We start from the raw sequence: 21,127 nt of genomic DNA on the forward strand, positions 1-21,127 counted from the left end.
CACTTGCGGTTTCGGGGCGGGAGTCAAGGGTGACCGAAGGTCATCGGCTTGCCGACGCGACGAAGGAGCGCCCTTGACGCCCGACCCGAAACCGCGACACTCAACAGCAAGGGGCGGCCCCCACGTCAACCAACACAACAACGCCGACCCCAACTACGTCCCCGCCTGAACCCCCACCCCCACGTTCCACTCAGCCGGCAACGCACCCCCGCAAAACACACAGAAGAAGTCGTCCTCCCGAACCACGTTGACCTCTCGGCAGTCCGGATCCGTGCCCCCGCCCTCACCCACGCAGCGGCGGAACACCACCTCATGAGTGAACCCCCGCAAACGCACCACCCCAGCCCGATCCACCCCGGCCCGCTCCAACGCCGCTGCCACCCACTGCCAGGAGCTGACGTCCGGGCAATAGCCCGTCGACTGGTTGCTCACCTCGCCGACCACCCACCGGTCGTCCTCCCGCGCCAAGGACATCTCGCCGGCGCTCAGCACCGCCCCGCCGCCCGCGCAGGCCACGTGTTCGCTGGAGGAACGGATCTCCGTTCCCTCACCACCCGCCCGCACCGACGCGGCTCTGATGTCAACCGGGCCGACGTACTCGTACACGTACACCCTCCGCACACACCCCCTGCCCCCTACCCGCCTGCCCCCCTCCCCCTACGTCAGCCCCTCCAGATACCCCCGCCCCGCCTCCAACAGCCCCGGCAGCTCCGCTGCCTTCGGGTACCAGCGCTTCTCGTACTCCCAGCACACCCACCCGTCGTCCCCCTCGCCCGCCAGCAGCGCCACGCACTCCGCCAGCGGCAGCACCCCCGCGCCCAGGGCCAGCGGAGTGGTGTCCTCGGCCGACGCGATGTCCTTGACCTGTACGTATCCCAGGTACGGCGCCAGTACCGCATGCGACGTGATCGGGTCCTCCCCGCCCAGCCAGGTGTGCATCACGTCCCACAACACCCCCACCTGCGGGTGCCCCACCGTCCCGACCACCCGCGCCGCGTCCACGCCCGTACGGTGCGAGTCGTGGGTCTCCAGCAGGATCCGTACGCCGAAGTCGGCGGCCACCTCCGCCGCCGCGCCCAGCCGCCGCGCGGCCGTCGCGTCGGCCTCCGCGGGGTCCCCGTCCCCGCCGCCGGGGAAGACGCGGATGTTCGCGGCGCCCAGGTCCCGGGCGAGCCGGAGGAGGTCGTCGAGTTCCTGGCGTACGGCGTCCTCGTCGGTGGTCGTGTCGGCGACCCGTACGTACCCGGCCAGGGTCAGGATCTCGACGCCCGCCCGCTTGAAGTCGTCGACCACCGAGGCGCGTTCGGCCTCTCCGATGCCGGGGTGGACGGGCTCCTCCGGGTGGGCACGCAGCTCCACGCCCTGGTAGCCGGTGGCGGTGGCGAGTCCGACGACCTCGGGGACGGGCAGCCCCGGCACTCCGAGGGTGGAGAAGGCGAACTTCACGATGGTTCCTTTCCGAACGAGACTCCGAGCAAGACTGCGCACAGGGCATTCCCGGGCATCAAGCCATCCCACCCCAGTACCCCGTCACCCCCGGGCACACCCCCCACCCGCCCCGGGCACACCCCCACCCGCCCCAGGCCACCCCTCACCCCCTCCCCCCGGAGGGACCCCCCACCCGAGCCGCCCCCGTGGACCCCCGCACCATCAGCTCCGCCCCGATCGTCGCGATCCCGCCCGGCGGCGGCGCCTCCGTGCCCATCGCCAGCCGCCCCGCCCGCGCCCCCGCCTCGTACAGCGGCAGCCGTACCGTCGTCAGCGCGGGCATCGCGTCCACCGAGAACGGCAGGTCGTCGAAGCCCGCCACCGAGATGTCCTCCGGGATGCGCAACCCCTGGTCCCGGACCGCCGCGCACGCCCCCAGCGCCACCGTGTCGTTCGCGCCGATCACCGCGGTCAGGTCCGGCGCCCGGCGCAGCAGCTCCAGCGTCGCTTCGTACCCCGACCGCCGCGTGTACGCGCCGTGCACGGTCAGCACCTCCAGATCACCGAAACCCTCCCCACCAGCTCCACCAGCTCCACCAGCTCCACCCGCACCTCCCACTCCACCAGCCCCACCAGCCACCAACCCCTCCAACGCCCCGAACCCCTCCAACGCCCCCCGGTGCCCCTCCAGCCGATGCCGCGTAGTCGTCCGTTCCGCCGGCCCCGCCACGTACCCGATCTTCCGGTGTCCCAGCGCCAGCAGGTGTTCCGTCAGCCGCCGCCCACCCCCGCGGTTGTCGAACGCCAGCGCCGCCACTATCGCCTCGCTGTCCGGCAGCGGCGGCCGCCCGCACAGCACCACACGCGTGCCCGCGTCGGCGAGTTTCGACAGTTTCGTGGCCATCGCGGCGATATGGTCCGGGTCTTCGAGGGCCCCGCCCGTCAGGATCACGGCCGCCGCCCGCTGGCGCTGGAGGAGAGTCAGATAGGTCAGTTCGCGTTCCGGCGAGCCCCCCGTGTTGCACACGACGGCCAGCTTCTCGCCGCCCCCGCGCCCCGTCCCCTCCTGGCCGCCGATCTCCGTCTGGGCCGCCCCGGCCATGATCCCGAAGAAGGGGTCGGCGATGTCGTTGACGAGGATGCCGACCAGGTCGGACGTGGCGGCGGCGAGCGAGCTGGCCGGGCCGTTCAGTACGTAGTCCAGCTCGTCCACCGCCCGCAGCACCCGCTCCCGGGTGGTCGCGGCGACCGGGTAGTTGCCGTTCAGCACGCGCGACACGGTGGCGGGCGACACCCGCGCGCGGGCCGCCACATCCGCCAGGGTGACTGTCATCGCTTTCCTCCGAGGAGTACGAGGGTGGGTACGGAGCCGGGCGCCAGGCAAGCGCCGCGCAAGCCCCAGGCCGAGCGCCCACGGGACCACGACCGAAGATCCCGGCCCAGCTCTTGTCCGTCCCGGAATCGCAGGCTAGCTTCATACCCTATAGAAAGCGCTTGCTACGGCCGTATGGAGGGAACTTCGTGACACGCAGGACAGTGCGGATCGCCATGAACGGCGTCACGGGGCGGATGGGGTACCGGCAGCACCTGCTGCGCTCCGTCCTCGCGATCCGCGAAGAGGGCGGACTCGATCTGGGCGGCGGCGAGGTGCTCTGGCCGGAGCCGGTCCTCGTCGGGCGCCGCGAACACGCCCTGAAGGAGATCGCGGAACGCCACGGTCTCACCGAGTGGTCGACGGACCTCGACGCCGTCCTCGCGGACGACACGATCTCCCTGTACTTCGACGCGCAGGTCACCTCGGCCCGGGTCGAGGCGATCAAGAAGGCCATCGCGGCCGGCAAGCACATCTACACGGAGAAGCCGACCGCCGCCGATCTCGCCGGCGCCCTCGACCTGGCCAGGCTCGCCCGGAGCGCCGGGATCAAGCACGGCGTCGTCCAGGACAAGATCTTCCTGCCGGGCCTGCTCAAGCTCAAGCGCCTCATCGACGGCGGCTTCTTCGGCCAGATCCTGTCCGTACGGGGGGAGTTCGGCTACTGGGTCTTCGAGGGCGACTGGCAGGACCCCCAGCGCCCCTCCTGGAACTACCGCGCCGAGGACGGCGGCGGCATCACCGTCGACATGTTCCCGCACTGGGAGTACGTCCTCCACGAGCTCTTCGGCCGCGTCACCACCGTCCAGGCCCACATCACCACCCACATCCCCGAGCGCTGGGACGAGCGCGGCAAGCCGTACGCCGCGACCGCCGACGACGCCGCGTACGGCATCTTCCAGCTGGAGGGCGGCGTGGTCGCGCAGATCAACTCGGCCTGGTCGGTACGGGTCAACCGCGACGAGCTGGTCGAGTTCCAGGTCGACGGCACCCACGGCTCGGCGGTCGCCGGGCTGCGCCGCTGCCGCGTGCAGCACCGCAGCGCCACGCCCAAGCCGGTGTGGAACCCGGACCTCCCCGTCACCGAGTCCTTCCGCGACCAGTGGCAAGAGGTCCCGGACAACGGAGAGTTCGGCAACGGCTTCAAGGCGCAGTGGGAACTGTTCCTGCGCCACCTCGCGCTCGACGAGCCGTACCGCTGGGACCTCCTCGCGGGCGCGCGCGGGGTGCAACTCGCCGAGCTGGGGCTGCGGTCCTCGGCCGAGGGTCGCCGCTTCGACGTACCGGAGCTGAGCCTGTGACCCTCCGACTGCCCTCACCCGGCGGTGAGTTGCGTACGTACACACCGCGCGCCGAACCGGCCCCCTTCCTCGCCGCGCCACCCCGTCCCGTCCCTCTCACCTCCCGTACGGTCCTCTCGGCGGCGCACGTCGTCGCCGACCCCTACGCCGACACCAGCCCCGACGCGCCCGCCGCCGTCGACTGGGACGCCACCCTCGCCTTCCGCCGCCACCTCTGGTCGCACGGCCTCGGCGTCGCGGAGGCCATGGACACCGCGCAGCGCGGCATGGGCCTGGACTGGGCCGGCGCCGCCGAGCTGATCCGGCGCTCCGCCGCCGAGGCGAAGGCGGTCGGGGGCCGGATCGCCTGCGGGGTCGGCACCGACCAACTGCCGCCCGGTACGCACACCTTGGGCGAGGTCAGGGCCGCGTACGAGGAGCAGCTCGCACTGGTCGAGGAGACCGGTTCGCAGGCCATTCTCATGGCGTCGCGCGCGCTCGCGGCGGCCGCGGCCGGCCCCGAGGACTACCTCGACGTCTACGCGCACCTGCTGCGCCAGGCCGCCGAGCCCGTCGTACTGCACTGGCTCGGACCGATGTTCGACCCCGCACTCGACGGCTACTGGGGCAGCGCCGACCTCGACACCGCGACCGAGACGTTCCTCCAGGTCATCGCCGCGCATCCCGACAAGGTCGACGGCATCAAGGTCTCCCTGCTGGACGCCCGGCGGGAGGTCGAGCTGCGCCGCAGGCTGCCCCGGGGCGTCCGCTGCTACACGGGCGACGACTTCAACTACCCCGAGCTGATCGCCGGTGACGAACAGGGCTTCAGCCACGCCCTGTTGGGGATCTTCGACCCGCTGGGACCGGTGGCGGCCGAGGCGGTACGGGTGCTGGACACCGGTGACACGAAGGGGTTCCGCGAACTGCTCGACCCCACGGTGGAGTTGTCCCGCCACCTGTTCCGGGCGCCGACCCGCTTCTACAAGACCGGCGTGGTGTTCCTGGCCTGGCTGGCGGGCCACCAGGACCACTTCGCGATGGTCGGCGGACTCCAGTCGGCGCGCTCGCTGCCGCATCTGGCGCGGGCGTACGAACTGGCCGACGGGCTGGGCCTGTTCCCGGACCCGAAGGCGGCGGAGGCCCGGATGGGGTCGCTGCTCGACGTGTACGGAGTGAGCCGGTGACCCGAGACAGTGCCCCCGGCCTCGGCCGCTTCAGCATCAACCAGATGACCGTCAAACAGCTGTCCCTGCCGGAGCTGACCGAGGCCTGCGTACGGCTCGGGATCCCCGGCGTCGGCCTGTGGCGCGCGCCGGTCCAGGAGTACGGGGTCGAGGCCGCCGCCAAGCTCGTACGGGAGGCCGGGCTCGGCGTCACCACGCTCTGCCGGGGCGGCTTCCTCACCGCGGCCGACCCCGCCGGACGCGCGGAGGCGTTGGCCGACAACCGGGCGGCGATCGACGAGGCGGTGACGCTCGGCACCGACACGCTGGTCCTCGTCTCCGGCGGACTGCCGTCCGGCGACCAGGACTTGGCCGGGGCGCGGGAGCGGATCGCCGACGCGCTGGGGGAGCTGGCCCCGTACGCCGGCGAACGCGGCATCCGGCTGGCGATCGAGCCGCTGCACCCCATGTTCGCCTCGGACCGGTGTGTGGTCTCCACGCTGGACCAGGCCCTCGAACTGGCCGAGCGCTTCCCGGCGGACCAGGTGGGCGTGGTCGTGGACACGTACCACGTCTGGTGGGACGACCGGGCGCCCGCGGCCGTCGCCCGCGCCGCGGGCCGTGTCTTCTCCTTCCAACTGGCCGATTGGACGACGCCCCTTCCGGCCGGGGTCCTGAACGGCCGCGGCCAGCTCGGCGACGGAGCGGTCGACCTGCGGGCGTGGCGCGCGCGGGTGGACGCGGCCGGTTACGACGGGCCGGTCGAGGTGGAGCTGTTCAACGACGAGCTGTGGGCGCGGGACGGCGTGGAGCTGCTGGAGGAGGTCGTGGAGCGGTATGTGGCGCACGCGCTCCCGCGATGACGGAAGCGCGAGAAAATTACTCTGCGGAATCGTGCAACCATCCCAGCGTGAGATGAGTCGTACAGGTCGGCAAGGTTTTCGGGGGACTGATCCGGGGGGATCACGAAGCCTTGCCGATGGGGGGAGCGCATGGGGCCCGGTCCTTGGACCGGGCCCCTGGTAGCGCGCCAGGGGCCCAGGGGGAGTTGTCCCCAGGGAAGTTATCCACAGGCCCGGCACGATGTCGGAGGCCGACGGTAGCGTCGGATCATGTCCAACCGGTCCGCCCAAGACACCCCGACCCCGACCCCGACCCACACCCCCGCTCCCGCACTCGCCGTCCTCGAAGCCGTCCTCGAACGGATCACGTACGCCAACGAGGAGAACGGCTACACGGTCGCCCGGGTCGACACCGGCCGGGGCGGCGATCTCCTCACCGTCGTCGGCGCGCTGCTCGGCGCGCAGCCCGGCGAGTCGCTGCGGATGGAGGGCCGCTGGGCCTCGCACCCCCAGTACGGCAAGCAGTTCACGGTGGAGAACTACACGACGGTCCTGCCCGCCACGATCCAGGGCATCCGCCGCTACCTCGGCTCGGGCCTGATCAAGGGCATCGGCCCGCGCATCGCGGACCGGATCGTGGAGCACTTCGGGCTGGACACCCTGGACATCGTCGAGCGGGAGCCGAAGCGGCTCGTGGAGGTCCCCGGCCTGGGGCCCAAGCGGACGAAGATGATCGCCGCCGCCTGGGAGGAGCAGAAGGCCATCAAGGAGGTCATGATCTTCCTCCAGGGCGTCGGTGTCTCCACCTCCATCGCGGTGCGGATCTACAAGAAGTACGGGGACGCCTCGATCTCGGTCGTCAGGAACGAGCCGTACCGGCTGGCCGCCGACGTCTGGGGCATCGGCTTCCTCACCGCGGACCGGATCGCGCAGGCCGTCGGCATCCCGCACGACAGCCCGGAGCGGGTCAAGGCGGGCCTCCAGTACGCGCTGTCGCAGTCCACCGACCAGGGCCACTGCTTCCTGCCCGAGGAGCGGCTCATCGCGGACGCCGTGAAGCTGCTCCAGGTCGACACGGGCCTGGTCATCGAGTGCCTGGCCGTGCTGACCACGGAGGACGAGGGGGCGGTGCGCGAGCGCGTGCCGGGGCCGGAGGGCGGGGAGCCGGTGAACGGGATCTATCTGGTCCCCTTCCACCGCGCGGAGCTCTCCCTCTCCGCCCAGGTGCTCCGGCTGCTGCGGACCGGCGAGGACCGGATGCCGGCGTTCCGGGACGTGGCGTGGGACAAGGCGCTGGCGTGGCTCGCGGATCGTACGGGCGCGGCGCTGGCGCCCGAGCAGCAGCAGGCGGTCAGGCTGGCGCTGACCGAGAAGGTCGCGGTGCTGACCGGTGGCCCCGGCTGTGGGAAGTCCTTCACGGTCCGCTCGATCGTGGAGCTGGCGCGCGCGAAGAAGGCCAAGGTCGTGCTGGCCGCCCCGACCGGGCGCGCGGCGAAGCGGCTGGCCGAGCTGACGGGGGCCGAGGCGTCGACGGTGCACCGGCTGCTGGAGCTGAAGCCGGGCGGGGACGCGGCGTACGACAGGGACCGGCCGCTGGACGCGGACCTGGTGGTGGTGGACGAGGCCTCGATGCTGGACCTGCTGCTGGCCAACAAGCTGGTGAAGGCGGTGGCGCCGGGGGCGCATCTGCTGCTGGTGGGGGATGTCGACCAGTTGCCGTCGGTCGGGGCGGGGGAGGTGTTGCGGGATCTGCTGGCGGAGGGCGGTCCCGTGCCGCAGGTCCGGCTCACCCGGATCTTCCGGCAGGCGCAGCGGTCGGGGGTGGTCACCAACGCCCACCGGATCAACTCGGGGGTGCATCCGATCACGCAGGGCCTCTCCGACTTCTTCCTCTTCGTGGAGGACGAGACGGAGGACGCCGGCCGCGTCACGGTGGAGGTCGCGGCCCGCCGTATCCCCGCGAAGTTCGGCCTGGACCCGCGGCGGGACGTGCAGGTGCTGGCGCCGATGCACCGCGGGCCGGCGGGCGCGGGGGCGCTGAACGGCTTGCTCCAGCAGGCCATCACGCCGGGCCGGCCCGACCTGCCGGAGAAGCGGCTCGGCGGGCGGGTGTTCCGGGTGGGGGACAAGGTCACCCAGATCCGCAACAACTACGAGAAGGGCGAGAACGGGGTCTTCAACGGCACGGTCGGGGTGGTCACCTCGCTGAACCTGGAGGACCAGCGGCTGACGGTCCTGACGGACGAGGACGAGGAGGTGCCGTACGACTTCGACGAGCTGGACGAGCTGGCGCACGCGTACGCGATGACGATCCACCGCTCCCAGGGCAGCGAGTACCCGGCCGTGGTCATCCCGGTCACGACGGGGGCCTGGATGATGCTCCAGCGGAATCTTCTCTACACGGCGGTGACCCGCGCCAAGAAGCTGGTGGTGCTGGTGGGCTCGCGCAAGGCCATAGGGCAGGCGGTGCGGACGGTCTCGGCGGGCAGACGCTTCACCGCCCTGGACCACCGGCTGTCGGGCCTTCCGCTCCCCGACGACCGGCCCGCCGTACGCAACTGAGCGCGTGGACTTTCAGAACGGGTGCGAAGAGGGCAGGATGAACAGGTTCGCGGCACTGAGTGCCGCGGATAGGCCTAATGGCCGACCCCGAGTGCACTCTCCTGAGCCAAATGGGGGATGGTAGAGACAGTCAGGGCACCTCGAAGAAGAGGCACTACGTCGGTGAGGGATGACGTGAGCGAGAAACGCGACAACGACGCGAACGACGCGGTAGTACTGCGGTACGGCGACGGCGAGTACACCTATCCGGTGATCAACAGCACCGTCGGCGATTCGGGCTTCGACATCGGAAAGCTCCGTGCTCAGACCGGCCTGGTGACACTGGACAGCGGGTACGGCAACACCGCCGCCTACAAGTCCGGGATCACCTACCTCGACGGCGAGCAGGGCATCCTCCGCTATCGCGGTTACCCCATCGAGCAGCTGGCCGAGCGGTCCAGCTTCGTCGAGGTGGCGTACCTGCTGATCAACGGTGAACTCCCGACCGTCGACGAGCTGGCCTCGTTCAAGAACGAGATCACCCAGCACACGCTGCTGCACGAGGACGTCAAGCGGTTCTACGACGGATTCCCGCGCGACGCGCACCCGATGGCGATGCTGTCCTCCGTGGTCAGCGCGCTGTCGACGTTCTACCAGGACAGTCACAATCCGTTCGACGAGAAGCAGCGCCACCTCTCGACGATCCGGCTGCTCGCCAAGCTTCCGACGATCGCGGCGTACGCGTACAAGAAGTCGATCGGCCACCCCTTCGTCTACCCGCGCAACGACCTCGGGTACGTCGAGAACTTCCTGCGCATGACGTTCTCCGTCCCCGCGCAGGAGTACGTGCCGGACCCGGTCGTGGTCGCCGCGCTCGACAAGCTCCTCATCCTGCACGCGGACCACGAGCAGAACTGTTCGACGTCCACCGTGCGGCTCGTCGGCTCGTCGCAGGCGAACATGTTCGCCTCGATCTCCGCGGGCATCAGCGCCCTGTGGGGCCCGTTGCACGGCGGCGCCAACGCCTCCGTCCTGGAGATGCTCGAAGGCATCCAGGCGGCCGGTGGTGACGTCGACGCCTTCATCCGCAAGGTGAAGAACAAGGAAGACGGCGTCAAGCTCATGGGCTTCGGACACCGTGTGTACAAGAACTTCGACCCCCGGGCGAAGATCATCAAGGCGGCGGCGCACGACGTCCTGTCGGCGCTCGGCAAGTCCGACGAGCTGCTCGACATCGCGCTCAAGCTGGAGGAGCACGCGCTGGCCGACGAGTACTTCGTCGAGCGCAAGCTCTACCCGAACGTGGACTTCTACACCGGCCTGATCTACCGGGCCATGGGCTTCCCCACCGAGATGTTCACCGTGCTCTTCGCGATCGGCCGGCTGCCCGGCTGGATCGCCCAGTGGCACGAGATGATCAAGGAGCCGGGATCCCGCATCGGCCGCCCGCGCCAGATCTACACGGGCGAGGTCCTGCGCGACTTCGTGCCGGTCGAGGGCCGCTGACCCCAGCGGGTCCCCGCCGGGTCCCCCCGGCAAGGTTGTGGAGACAGAAAAGCGCCCCGCCGCCGATCCCCCCACGGGTCGACGAGCGGGGCGCTTCCCATATCCCCGGTGCGGATTCCCCCCACGGGATCCGGCCCGGGCGTCTACGGAAACCACTACGGGCTTCTCGCGCGCTCTGACCGGGGTACGTACCTGCGGGAGGGCCGCTCAAAGCTCCCCGCGGTGCACGTGCCCCGGTCGATCGCGCCTGTCCGGAACGTCCCCCAAGACGTCCCATGACATGCCGTCGAACGTCCCCCAAGACGTTCTTCAGCATCGCCTTCTAAGACACGCGAGCTGCCCGAATGGTTACCCCTCAATCTATGTGATCTAGATCTCTTTGTGAAGGTCTTGTGGCTCACATGTAGAGCTCAAGGCGATCGGGATCCGAAACCACCGAAACGAGGGTCGTAGGGCGTCTGAACCTACGATTATGTGACTGCTGGCGGTCAGGCCTGTTCGACCAGTTCGTATCCCGCCTCGTCCACGGCGGCCCGGACGGCGCTCTCGTCGAGTACCGATTCGGACACGACGGTCACCTGGCCGGTCGCGGCGGTGGCCTGGACGGACGTGACGCCCTCGATCGTGGAGATCTCGCCCGAGACGGCGCCCTCGCAATGGCCGCAGCTCATGCCCTTGACCTGGTAGACGGTGGTGACTGCGCCGGAGGTCCCGGTCGGGCCGGTCGTCGTCTCGGTGGTCATGGCGTTCTCCTCTTCGAGGGCTTGACGGACATCGATCTCCTCGAACTTTACCCCTAGGGGGTATGAAAGCGAAGTCGGGCCCCCGCGCCGCGAACGGCGCGAGGGCCCGACCGGTGCGTCGCCCCCTCTGTCTGTTCCTGTCCGTGTGTCAGCCCGTCAGGTCCGGTGCCCCGGGATCATCTCGACCCTCTGTTTCCGGGCCGGTTGGCCACCCAGGTGCGGACGGTGTCCGCGTACCAGTACGGCTTGCCGTTCTCCACGTGGTCCGGTGGTGGGAGCAGTCCGTGTTTCCGGTACGAGCGGACGGTGTCCGGCTGCACCCGGATGTGCGCGGCGATCTCCTTGTACGACCAGAGCCCTTTGTCCGTCATCAGTGGCACCTCCTTGCGTCCGCCGCAGGGGCGGCCTGTGGGGCCGTCGGGGGAGCTGCGGCAAAGACGCTGGCGATCACTCAGCCTGTGCCCGATGAACGACGCAGAGTGATGAGGAGAGTGGGTCTGTCGTCCCCCTGTGACGGAAGACCCGCGTAATGGAGATATGTGTGACGGAAAGGGGATTCTTGTGACACGGCCGGAACATGATCGCCGTGCCTGTCAGACCCCGCAGCTCCGCAGGAAGCGCCGGGTGCGGGCGGCGATCGGGAAGGGCTTGTCCGGCGGGCACGGGTACATGTCCTGCTCGACGATCGCGAAGAGGTCGACGTCCAGCCCCCGCGCCGCCGCCAGCACCGGTTCCAGCGCCGGGACGCCGGCCGGCGGCTCGCACATGACGCCCCGTCCGACGGCCGGGCCGAACGGCACCTCCTGCGCCACGACCTCGGCGAGGATCGCCGGGTCGACCTGCTTGAGGTGGAGATAGCCGATGCGCTCGCCGTACGTCTCGATCAGCTTCACGCTGTCGCCGCCGCAGTAGGCGTAGTGCCCGGTGTCCAGACACAGCGAGACCAGCTCCGGGTCGGTGGCGTCCAGGAAGCGGTTGACGTTCTCCTCGGTGTCGACGTGGGTGTCGGCGTGCGGGTGGACGACGATCCGCAGGCCGTAACGGTCCCGTACCTCCCGGCCCAGGCGTTCGGTCTGCTCGGTCAGGTCGCGCCACTGCGCCGGGGTGAGGGTCCGGTCCTCCAGCACCTCGCCCGTCTTGTCGTCGCGCCAGAAGGACGGGATGACCACGAGGTGGTCGGCGCCCATCGCCCGCGTGAGCGCCGCGATGTCCGACACGTGCTCCCAGGTCTTCTCCCAGACCGAGGGGCCGTGGTGCAGCCCGGTGAAGACCGTGCCGGCCGAGACCTTCAGCCCGCGCTTCGCGGTCTCCTCGCCCAACTGGGCGGGGTCGGTCGGCAGATAGCCGTACGGGCCGAGCTCGATCCACTCGTAGCCGGCCTCGGCCACCTCGTCGAGGAAGCGCCGCCAGGGCACCTGACCCGGGTCGTCGGGAAACCACACCCCCCACGAATCGGGGGCCGACCCGACGCGGATGCGGTTCAGTGGGGGTACGGATGAAGTCATAACGGTCAGCTTTCCGGCCATTCGGAAAGAGTGTCAAGCCTTCGTCCGAATGTCAGGACAAAACATTGACAGGGCTCGGGGCTGAGCACTACACCTGGGGTGGTCGAGACCGGAGGAACACACATGCCCGAGCCGTACGAGCCGTACGACGTCATCACCATGGGGCGGATCGGGGTGGACCTCTACCCCCTGCGGACCGGGGTCCCGCTGGCCCAGGTCGACACGTTCGGGAAGTTTCTGGGCGGCTCCGCGACCAACGTGGCCGTCGCCTCCGCGCGCCTGGGCCGCCGTACCGCCGTCATCACCCGCACCGGCCGGGACGCCTTCGGGGACTATCTCCACCAGGCGCTCGGCGAGTTCGCGGTGGACGACCGCTGGGTGACCCCGGTCGACCGGTACCCGACCCCGGTCACCTTCTGCGAGATCTTCCCCCCGGACGACTTCCCGCTGTACTTCTACCGGCAGCCCAAGGCCCCCGACCTGGAGATCCACCCGCACGAGCTGGACCTGGACGCCATCAGGGCCGCCCGGATCTTCTGGATGACCGGCACCGGCCTGTGCGCGGAGCCCAGCCGCTCGGCCACCCTCGCGGCGCTGGAGGCGCGCGCCCGGGGCGGGATCACCGTCTTCGACCTCGACTGGCGGCCGATGTTCTGGCCTGATGAGGACGGGGAGCCGGGACCGGGGCAGGTCGCCGCCGCCCGCGAGGTGTACGCCCGGGCCCTGGCCCACGCCACCGTCGCCGTCGGCAACCTGGACGAGTGCGAGGTGGCCGTCGGCGAGCGCGAACCGCACGCCGCCGCCCGCGCGCTGCTCGCCGCGGGCGTCGAGCTGGCCGTCGTCAAACAGGGCCCCAAGGGCGTCCTCGCCGTCCACCGCGACGGCACCACCGCCGAAGTACCGCCCGTCCCCGTCGACGTGGTCAACGGACTCGGCGCCGGGGACGCGTTCGGCGGCGCCCTCTGCCACGGCCTGCTGGCCGGCTGGGATCTGGAGCACACCATGAGATACGCGAACGCGGCGGGCGCGATCGTCGCCGGCCGCCTCGCCTGTTCGTCCGCCATGCCGTACGACGGCGAGGTCGCCCAGGTCCTGGCCGGCGGCCCGATGCCCGCGCAGCCGGAGCCGGTCGTTCCGACGTCCGCCGACCCGATGCCCGCCGACCCGATGCCCGCCGACCCGAAGCCAGGCGGACCGACGTCCGCCGGCCCGACGTCCACCGACCCCGAAAGGGACGCCTCATGACCCGCGTCGACGTGTCGGAGCTGGTCCGGCTGCGCACCCACCATCCCGAGGCCGTCGCCGAGGCCACCGTCCGGCGGGTCAGGCGCCCCCTGATCCGCTCCACCGGCCGGCTGATGATCATCGCCGCCGATCACCCCGCCCGGGGCGCCCTCGCCGTCGGCGACGACCGGCTCGCCATGGCCAACCGCGCCGACCTGCTGGAGCGGCTCTGCCTGGCCCTCTCCCGCCCCGGCGTGGACGGCGTCCTGGCCACCGCCGACATCCTGGACGACCTGCTGCTCCTCGGCGCCCTGGAGGACCGGGTCGTCATCGGCTCGATGAACCGCGGCGGCCTGGCCGGCGCCGCCTTCGAACTGGACGACCGGTTCACCGGCCACCGCCCCGAGGACCTGGCCCGCTCCGGCTTCGACGCCGGCAAGCTGCTGCTGCGGATCGACTACGAGGACAGGGCGTCGGTCGACACGCTCCACTCCGCCGCGCGCGCCGTGGACGCCATGGCCGAGCGCAAACTGCCCCTCTTCGTCGAGCCGTTCATCTGCCGCCGCGAGGACGGCCGCCTCCGTACGGACCTGTCCGCGGAAGCCGTGACGCGCTCGATAGCCATCGCCTCGGGACTCGGCGGTACCTCCGCGTACACCTGGCTGAAGCTTCCCGTTACCCAGGACCCGGACGATATGGCCCGGGTCATGGAGACCTCGACGCTCCCCGCCGTCCTGCTGGGCGGTGAGATCGGCGACGACCAGGAGGGCGCGTACGAGAAGTGGCGCAAGGCGCTGCAACTGCCCACCGTGCAGGGCCTGGTGGTGGGCCGCTCACTGCTCTATCCGGTCGACGGCGACGTGGCCGCGGCGGTCGACACCGCTGTCGGACTGCTCTAGGAGGGTACGGACACCCCATGACGAACCATCACGACCGGTTGTCCGACCGCCACGTGAGGGCGGGCGGTGCGGCGCGCGGACCCTACGCGCTGGACATCGACCCCGAGCGGGCCGGCTGGACCCACAGCGCGCTGCGGATCCTGGAGCTGCCCCCGGGCGGTTCCCACACCCTGGCCACGGGGGACAGCGAATGGATCGTGCTTCCGCTCACCGGCGGTTGTACGGTGCACACGCAGGGCGAGTTTTTTGAACTGCTGGGCAGGGAAAGCGTGTTCGGCGGGGTCACCGACTTCGCGTACGTACCGCGCGATGCCCATGCGCAGATCGCCTCCGGTGCGGGAGGCCGCTTCGCCCTGGCAGGAGCGAAGTGCGAGCGACGACTCCCCGCTCGCTACGGCCCCGCGCCGGAGGTTCCGGTCGAGCTGCGCGGCGCGGGGAACTGCTCCCGCCAGGTGAACAACTTCGCCGCCGCCGGCGTCTTCGAGTGCGACCGGCTCATCGCGGTCGAGGTGCTCACCCCGGGCGGCAACTGGTCGTCGTACCCGCCGCACAAGCACGACGAGCACACCCCCGGCGTCGAATCCGAGCTGGAGGAGATCTACTACTTCGAGATCGACCCGGGCGGGAGCACCGGGAGCACCGGGAGCACCGAGGCCGGCACCGACGGGCTCGGGTACCACCGCGTCTCGCCCTCCCGCCCCGGCGGTACGGACGTCCTCGCCGAGGTCCGTACGGGTGACACCGTCCTCATCCCGGACGGCTGGCACGGCCCGTCCATCGCCGCGCCCGGCCGGGACATGTACTACCTCAACGTGATGGCGGGGCCCGGCGCGTCCCGGGAGTGGCTGATCCGGGACCATCCCGAGCACGGCTGGATCCGCGGGACCTGGCCGGACCAGCCCGTCGACCCCCGCCTGCCGCTGTACGAGGCCCCCGCCGCGCCGAGCGGCGAACCGCACGCCACCGCGCCCCGCGCGACCCCCGCCGGAAACCGAGTCGAGGAGGACCCCCGATGAGCACGCGCCGTCTCACCGTCGCCCAAGCGCTGGTCACGTTCCTCGCCCGGCAGTACAGCGAGCGGGACGGCCACCGGCAGCGGCTGATCCCTGCCACCTGGGGCATCTTCGGGCACGGCAACGTGGCGGGTATCGGCCAAGCCCTTGTCGAGTCCCGCGCCGACATGAGGTACTTGCAGGGACGAAACGAACAGGCCATGGTGCACGCCGCGGTGGGGTATGCCCGCCAGAGCAACCGCCTGTCCGCGCACGCCGTGACCACCTCCATCGGCCCCGGCGCCACCAACCTCGTCACCGGCGCCGCCCTCGCCACCATCAACCGCCTGCCCGTGTTGCTGCTCCCCGGCGACACCTTCGCCACCCGCCCCGCCGACCCCGTCCTCCAGCAGCTCGAAGCCCCCTCCTCGGGGGACGTCACCGTCAACGACGCCCTGCGGCCCGTCTCCCGCTACTTCGACCGCGTCAGCCGCCCCGAGGCGCTGATCCCGGCCGCGCTCGCCGCGATGCGCGTGCTCACCGACCCGGCCGAGACCGGCGCGGTCACGCTCGCGCTGCCGCAGGACGTCCAGGCGGAGGCGTTCGACTGGCCGGAGGAGTTCTTCGCCGAGCGCGTCTGGCGCGTGCGCCGCCAGGCGCCCGATCCGTACGAACTGGCCGAGGCCGTCCGGCTCGTACGGGAAGCGCGCCGTCCGCTGCTCGTCGCGGGCGGCGGGGTCCACCACAGCCGCGCCGAGGACGCGCTCGCCGCGTTCGCCGACGCGACCGGGGTGCCCGTCGCCTCCACCCAGGCCGGCAAGGGCTCCCTGCGCTTCGACCACCCCGCCGACGTCGGCGGCATCGGCCACACCGGCACCGCCACCGCCGACGAACTGGCCAGGACCGCTGACCTGGTGATCGGCGTCGGCACCCGCTGGTCGGACTTCTCGACCGCGTCCGCCACCCTGTTCGCCCACCCCGGCGTCCGCTTCCTCAACATCAACGTCACCGGCTTCGACGCCCACAAGCTGGCCGCCGACCCGCTGGTCGCGGATGCCCGTACGGCCCTGGAAGAGCTGACCGCGGGCCTCGCCGGCCACCGCGTCGACCCCGCCTACGCGGTGGAGTACGGCGAGGACAAGGAGCGCTGGGAGCACCGCGTCGACGCCGCCCTGTCCACCGACGAGGAGCTGACCCGGCCCACCCAGGCCCAGGTCCTCGGCGCGCTGGACGCGCTGGTGACGGACGAGGACATCGTGATCAACGCGGCCGGTTCGCTCCCCGGCGACCTCCACAAGCTGTGGCGGGCCCGCTCCCGCGACCAGTACCACGTCGAGTACGGCTACTCCTGCATGGGATACGAGATCCCGGCGGCCATCGGCGTCCAACTCGCCGCCCCCGGACGGCCCGTCTGGGCGCTGGTCGGCGACGGTACGTACCTGATGAACCCGACCGAGATCGTCACGGCCGTCCAGGAGCGGCTGCCCCTCAAGGTCGTCCTCGTCCAGAACCACGGGTACGCCTCGATCGGCGGCCTCTCGGAGTCGGTCGGCGCGGAGCGGTTCGGTACGGCGTACCGCTTCCGGGCCGCGGACGACACGTTCACCGGGTCCCCGCTGCCCGTCGACCTCGCCGCCAACGCGGCCTCGCTGGGGATGCGGGTGATCCGCGCCAAGACCGTACGTGACCTGCGCGAAGCACTCGCGGAGGCGCGGGCCGCCGAGGGCCCCACATGTGTCTACGTGGAGACCGAAACCGCAGACACTGTGTCGGGCGTGCCACCGGCCCAGGCATGGTGGGATGTTCCCGTGGCCGAGACCGCGACCCGCGCGGCGGCGGTCAAGGCCCGCGAGGAGTACGACCGGCACACCCGGGCCCGGCGCCGCCACCTGTGAGCACGAGCACGAGCCGTGGCCGCGATCTGTGAGCGCGTCCTGCGAGCAGTGCGTCCTGTGAGCGCGATTTCTGAGGGAGTAACGCAATGAAGACCGTCCACCACTGGATCGGTGGCAAGACCGTCGAGGGCGCCTCGGGCAACTGGGGTCCCGTCACGGACCCGGCCACCGGAGCCGTCACGACCCAGGTCGCGCTGGCCTCCACCGAGGAGGTGGACGCGGCGGTCGCCGTCGCGAAAGCCGCGTACGCGACCTGGGGCACGTCGTCCCTCTCCCAGCGGACGGGCATCCTCTTCCGCTACCGCGCGCTCCTCGACGCCCACCGCGACGACCTGGCCGCGCTGATCACCGCCGAGCACGGCAAGGTCCACTCCGACGCGCTCGGCGAGGTCGCGCGCGGCCTGGAGATCGTGGAGCTGGCCTGCGGGATCACCACGCAGCTCAAGGGCGAGCTGTCCACCCAGGTGTCCAACCGGGTCGACGTGTCCTCGATCCGCCAGTCGCTGGGTGTCGTCGCGGGCATCACGCCCTTCAACTTCCCGGCGATGGTGCCGATGTGGATGTTCCCGCTGGCCGTCGCCTGCGGCAACACCTTCGTCCTCAAGCCCAGCGAGAAGGACCCGTCGGCCGCCAACCTCCTGGCCGAGCTGGCTTCCGAGGCCGGGCTGCCCGACGGCGTGCTGAACGTGGTGCACGGCGACCGGGTCGCGGTGGAGGCGCTGTTGGCCCACCCGGACATCGCGGCGGTCTCCTTCGTCGGCTCCACCCCCATCGCCCGCCACATCCACACGACCGCCTCCGCGAACCACAAGCGGGTCCAGGCCCTCGGCGGCGCCAAGAACCACATGCTGGTCCTGCCCGACGCCGACCTGGACGCGGCGGCGGACGCGGCGGTCTCGGCGGCGTACGGCTCCGCGGGTGAGCGCTGCATGGCCATCTCGGCCGTCGTGGCGGTCGGCGCGATCGGCGACGAGCTGGTCGACAAGATCCGCGAGCGCGCCGAGAAGATCGTCATCGGCCCCGGCAACGACCCCGCCTCCGAGATGGGCCCGCTGATCACCAAGGCCCACCGCGACAAGGTCGCCTCGTACGTCACGGGCGCCGCGGCCCAGGGCGCGGAGGTCGTCCTCGACGGCACGGGCCACACGGTCGAGGGCTTCGAGGACGGCCACTGGATCGGCCTGTCCCTCCTCGACAAGGTCTCCACCGACTCCGACGCGTACCGCGACGAGATCTTCGGCCCGGTCCTGGTGGTGCTCCGCGCGGAGACGTACGAGGAGGGCATCGCCCTGATCAACGCCTCGCCGTTCGGCAACGGCACGGCGATCTTCACCCGCGACGGTGGCGCCGCCCGCCGCTTCCAGCTGGAGGTCGAGGCGGGCATGGTCGGCGTGAACGTACCGATTCCCGTCCCCGTGGGCTACCACTCCTTCGGCGGCTGGAAGGACTCCCTCTTCGGCGACCACCACATCTACGGCAACGACGGCGTGCACTTCTACACGCGCGGCAAGGTGGTCACCACCCGCTGGCCGGACCCGTCGGAGACCCCGGCAGGCGTGGACCTGGGCTTCCCCCGCAACCACTGACGCCTCGCACCCTTACAGGCCGCCCCCGCCGGTGCACTCAACTTCCCGGCGGGGGTTGCCAGTTCATCCCACCGTCACGCGGGTGTCGCGGTCTCGGTGGCCAGGAACGGGCGCAGTAGCGTGAGCAGGGCGCGGGGGCGGTGCAGGGGGATGATGTGGCCGCAGTCCTCGATGACGTGGCCCGTGAGGTTGTCGGTGAGTGGGCGGAGTTGGCGTTCCAGGGCGGTGCCGACCGGGTGGGCGCCCAGTGCCATCGTCGGGACCGTCAGGCGGGACGTGGTGACCGCCTGTTCGATCTGTGCGGCGCTCTCGGGCAGCGCCCGGTAGTACGAGAACGCGCGGCTCAACGCCTCGAGGCCGGTGTACGCGTGGACGAAGGCGTCCCGGAGGGCGGGGCGCACCCGGTCGCCGAGCGTGCCGGCGCGCAGGAACCAGTCGACGTAGTCGGCCTCGTGGCCCTCCAACACGGTCTCGGCGAGACCCTGCGCGGCGGAGTGGAAGCCGAACCACCACGGCGGCCCGCCGGCGAGGAAGTCCTCGGCGCCGGGCAGCGTGCCCAGGAGGGCTTCCATGACGACCAGGCGCCGGACGAGCCCGGGGCGGCGCAGCGCGAGGAGGAAGGCCGGAGCCGTACCCGCGTCGATGCCCACCACCGCGGCCGAGGACACGCCGAGCGCGGTGAGGAGCGCCGCGGCGTCCTTGGCGAGGGTGCCCGCGTCGTAGCCGGTGGCGGCCGGGCCGCTCGCGCCGAACCCGCGCAGGTCCGGTGCGATGACGCGGTAGTGGTCGGACAGGCCGGCCATGACGTCCGTCCACAGCTCCCAGGTGTGCGGGAAGCCGTGCAACAGCAGGACGGCCGGGCCCGATCCGGCGAGGGCGACGTTGAGTTCGACGCCGTTGACGGGGACGCGCCGCAGTTCGGGCATGGAAAGGCTCCCGTTGGGGTGGGGTGAGGAAGGGTGACCAGGTCACGCTAGGGGACTAGGCTGGGCCGCCCAAGACGGCACTTTCCCTTCAGGTGGTGAGCCCGGGGTGACCACGTCGAGGCCCGGTGAGCGCGGCGATCTGCTGGATCCGCTCTGCCCGGTCCGCCAATTGCTCGACCGTATCGGCACCAAGTGGACGTCGATGGTGGTCAAGGTGCTGGCCGAGGAGGCGCCGGACGAGATTCGCTTCGCGGAACTGCGCCGCCGTATCCCCGGCATCTCGCAGAAGATGCTGTCCGTCACCCTCCAGAGCCTGGTCCGCGACGGCCTGGTCGCGCGCCGCGTGGAACCCACCGTGCCGCCCGCCGTCCACTACCGGCTCACCGAACTGGGCCTGTCCCTCGAAGGACCGCTCTCCGCACTGCGGGACTGGGCCGAGACACACATGCCGGAGATCGACCGCAGCAACCAACTCGCCGACGAGCCGGCCCCCGTCCTGTCCCCGCTCGGGGAACACTGATGCCGCCCGGGACGCCCCCGAACCGGATCCGCGCGCTGCACACCGCTGACACGATCACCGTCTACCAGGCGTACGCGCCGGCCATCGGGCTGCCCGCCGCCCGCGACGGGCGGTTTCCCGAGGTCTGGAAGCGGGACCGGATGACGTGGGTCAAGCCGTCGTTCCTGTGGATGATGTACCGCTGCGGGTGGGGTCTCAAGGAGGGCCAGGAGACCGTTCTCGCCGTGGAGATCTCGCGGGAGGGGTTCGACTGGGCGTTGCGGCATGCGTGTCCGGCGCGGTACGACCGGCGGGTGTATGCCGACCAGGCCTCGTGGAAGCGGGAGTTGAAGCGGGCGCCCGCGCGGGTGCAGTGGGATCCGGAGCGGGATCTGCGGCTCTCCGCGCTGCCGTACCGTTCGTTGCAGCTCGGGCTGGTGGGGGAAGCGGCGCGGCGGTACGCGGACGAGTGGACCGTGGGCATCACGGACGTGACGCCGCTCGCCCGGCGGGTGCACGAGTTGGTGCGGGCGGGTGAAGTGGAGGGCGCCGGTGCGCTGTTGCCGGTGGAGACTCCGTATCCGTAAGTACGAGACCTTCGGCGCCGCTAGGCATTGCCTTTCGTGACGGCGCATCGCGGATAATATTCTTCACGCTCCTCGGGCGCCCCGTTCGGAGTAGCAGAGAAACGAAACTTCCGAGGCGTATCGTAAGGACATAGTA

Annotated in this window: 19 protein-coding genes; 12 read left to right on the forward strand and 7 right to left on the reverse strand. The window is 71.0% G+C overall.

What is annotated here, in order from left to right; genetic code table 11:
* Positions 1–153: 153 nt before the first annotated feature.
* The 3 genes from HA039_RS22850 to HA039_RS22860 all read right to left on the reverse strand — a co-directional run bounded on the left by HA039_RS22850 (position 154) and on the right by HA039_RS22860 (position 2,761).
* A complete protein-coding gene (locus HA039_RS22850; RefSeq protein ID WP_425086375.1) occupies positions 154–606 on the reverse strand; it encodes a hypothetical protein in 453 nt (150 codons plus the stop codon).
* A gap of 51 nt (positions 607–657) precedes the next feature.
* Positions 658–1,446, reverse strand: coding sequence for a sugar phosphate isomerase/epimerase family protein (locus tag HA039_RS22855; RefSeq protein ID WP_167032903.1), 789 nt, complete (start codon positions 1,444–1,446; stop codon positions 658–660).
* A 145-nt stretch (positions 1,447–1,591) separates the two neighbouring features.
* Positions 1,592–2,761: a LacI family DNA-binding transcriptional regulator gene (locus HA039_RS22860; RefSeq protein ID WP_167032905.1), complete on the reverse strand. Its 1,170-nt coding sequence runs from the start codon at positions 2,759–2,761 to the stop codon at positions 1,592–1,594.
* Positions 2,762–2,949: 188 nt separating this feature from the next.
* On the opposite strand from HA039_RS22860, the gene HA039_RS22865 reads away from it, so the two are divergent.
* From HA039_RS22865 to HA039_RS22885, 5 genes are all read left to right on the forward strand, one after another.
* On the forward strand, positions 2,950–4,101 hold the full coding sequence (locus HA039_RS22865; RefSeq protein WP_167032907.1) for a Gfo/Idh/MocA family protein: 1,152 nt from the start codon (positions 2,950–2,952) through the stop codon (positions 4,099–4,101).
* A complete protein-coding gene (locus tag HA039_RS22870; RefSeq protein WP_167032909.1) occupies positions 4,098–5,267 on the forward strand; it encodes a dihydrodipicolinate synthase family protein in 1,170 nt (389 codons plus the stop codon). Before HA039_RS22865 ends, HA039_RS22870 begins: the two co-directional genes overlap by 4 nt.
* Before the next feature lie 44 nt (positions 5,268–5,311).
* Positions 5,312–6,109: a sugar phosphate isomerase/epimerase family protein gene (locus HA039_RS22875; RefSeq protein ID WP_167037430.1), complete on the forward strand. Its 798-nt coding sequence runs from the start codon at positions 5,312–5,314 to the stop codon at positions 6,107–6,109.
* 249 nt (positions 6,110–6,358) lie between these two features.
* Positions 6,359–8,650, forward strand: coding sequence for an SF1B family DNA helicase RecD2 (gene recD2 / locus HA039_RS22880; protein ID WP_208298690.1), 2,292 nt, complete (start codon positions 6,359–6,361; stop codon positions 8,648–8,650).
* 162 nt (positions 8,651–8,812) lie between these two features.
* Positions 8,813–10,135 carry a citrate synthase gene (locus HA039_RS22885; RefSeq protein WP_167032919.1) on the forward strand — a complete coding sequence of 441 codons (1,323 nt, stop codon included), beginning with the start codon at positions 8,813–8,815 and terminating at the stop codon, positions 10,133–10,135.
* 488 nt (positions 10,136–10,623) lie between these two features.
* Here the strand turns inward: HA039_RS22885 and HA039_RS22890 are convergent, their stop codons facing one another.
* The 3 genes from HA039_RS22890 to HA039_RS22900 all read right to left on the reverse strand — a co-directional run bounded on the left by HA039_RS22890 (position 10,624) and on the right by HA039_RS22900 (position 12,383).
* Complete coding sequence (locus tag HA039_RS22890; RefSeq protein WP_167032922.1) at positions 10,624–10,878, reverse strand: heavy-metal-associated domain-containing protein; 255 nt, start codon at positions 10,876–10,878, stop codon at positions 10,624–10,626.
* Between the two features lie 176 nt (positions 10,879–11,054).
* Positions 11,055–11,249: a helix-turn-helix transcriptional regulator gene (locus tag HA039_RS22895; RefSeq protein WP_161307998.1), complete on the reverse strand. Its 195-nt coding sequence runs from the start codon at positions 11,247–11,249 to the stop codon at positions 11,055–11,057.
* Positions 11,250–11,471: 222 nt separating this feature from the next.
* The gene (locus HA039_RS22900; protein ID WP_167032924.1) at positions 11,472–12,383 is read right to left on the reverse strand and encodes a sugar phosphate isomerase/epimerase family protein; all 912 of its coding nucleotides are present in this window, start codon (positions 12,381–12,383) and stop codon (positions 11,472–11,474) included.
* Between the two features lie 123 nt (positions 12,384–12,506).
* Here HA039_RS22900 and iolC point away from each other — a divergent pair, with 123 nt between their 5' ends.
* From iolC to HA039_RS22925, 5 genes are all read left to right on the forward strand, one after another.
* Positions 12,507–13,628 (forward strand): 5-dehydro-2-deoxygluconokinase, encoded by a 1,122-nt coding sequence (gene iolC, locus HA039_RS22905; protein ID WP_167032927.1) that lies wholly within the window; start codon positions 12,507–12,509, stop codon positions 13,626–13,628.
* Positions 13,625–14,506 carry a Cgl0159 family (beta/alpha)8-fold protein gene (locus HA039_RS22910; protein ID WP_167032929.1) on the forward strand — a complete coding sequence of 294 codons (882 nt, stop codon included), beginning with the start codon at positions 13,625–13,627 and terminating at the stop codon, positions 14,504–14,506. The genes iolC and HA039_RS22910 overlap by 4 nt, the downstream gene beginning before the upstream one ends.
* Positions 14,507–14,523: 17 nt before the next feature.
* Positions 14,524–15,522, forward strand: a complete 999-nt coding sequence (gene iolB, locus HA039_RS22915; RefSeq protein ID WP_167032931.1) for a 5-deoxy-glucuronate isomerase — start codon at positions 14,524–14,526, stop codon at positions 15,520–15,522.
* On the forward strand, positions 15,519–17,393 hold the full coding sequence (gene iolD / locus HA039_RS22920; protein ID WP_167032933.1) for a 3D-(3,5/4)-trihydroxycyclohexane-1,2-dione acylhydrolase (decyclizing): 1,875 nt from the start codon (positions 15,519–15,521) through the stop codon (positions 17,391–17,393). Before iolB ends, iolD begins: the two co-directional genes overlap by 4 nt.
* A gap of 86 nt (positions 17,394–17,479) precedes the next feature.
* The gene (locus HA039_RS22925) at positions 17,480–18,979 is read left to right on the forward strand and encodes a CoA-acylating methylmalonate-semialdehyde dehydrogenase (protein WP_167032935.1); all 1,500 of its coding nucleotides are present in this window, start codon (positions 17,480–17,482) and stop codon (positions 18,977–18,979) included.
* A 74-nt stretch (positions 18,980–19,053) separates the two neighbouring features.
* Here HA039_RS22925 and HA039_RS22930 read toward each other — a convergent pair whose 3' ends face one another.
* On the reverse strand, positions 19,054–19,905 hold the full coding sequence (locus HA039_RS22930; RefSeq protein ID WP_167032937.1) for an alpha/beta fold hydrolase: 852 nt from the start codon (positions 19,903–19,905) through the stop codon (positions 19,054–19,056).
* Between the two features lie 106 nt (positions 19,906–20,011).
* Here HA039_RS22930 and HA039_RS22935 point away from each other — a divergent pair, with 106 nt between their 5' ends.
* Together HA039_RS22935 and HA039_RS22940 are read left to right on the forward strand one after the other, a co-directional pair.
* Entirely contained in the window at positions 20,012–20,425 is a 414-nt protein-coding gene (locus HA039_RS22935) for a winged helix-turn-helix transcriptional regulator (protein ID WP_167032939.1), read from the forward strand.
* Complete coding sequence (locus tag HA039_RS22940; RefSeq protein ID WP_167032941.1) at positions 20,425–20,991, forward strand: DUF4291 domain-containing protein; 567 nt, start codon at positions 20,425–20,427, stop codon at positions 20,989–20,991. Before HA039_RS22935 ends, HA039_RS22940 begins: the two co-directional genes overlap by 1 nt.
* The last annotated feature ends 136 nt before the right edge of the window (positions 20,992–21,127 follow it).

The sequence above is a fragment of the Streptomyces liangshanensis genome, assembly GCF_011694815.1.
Taxonomy (GTDB): domain Bacteria; phylum Actinomycetota; class Actinomycetes; order Streptomycetales; family Streptomycetaceae; genus Streptomyces; species Streptomyces liangshanensis.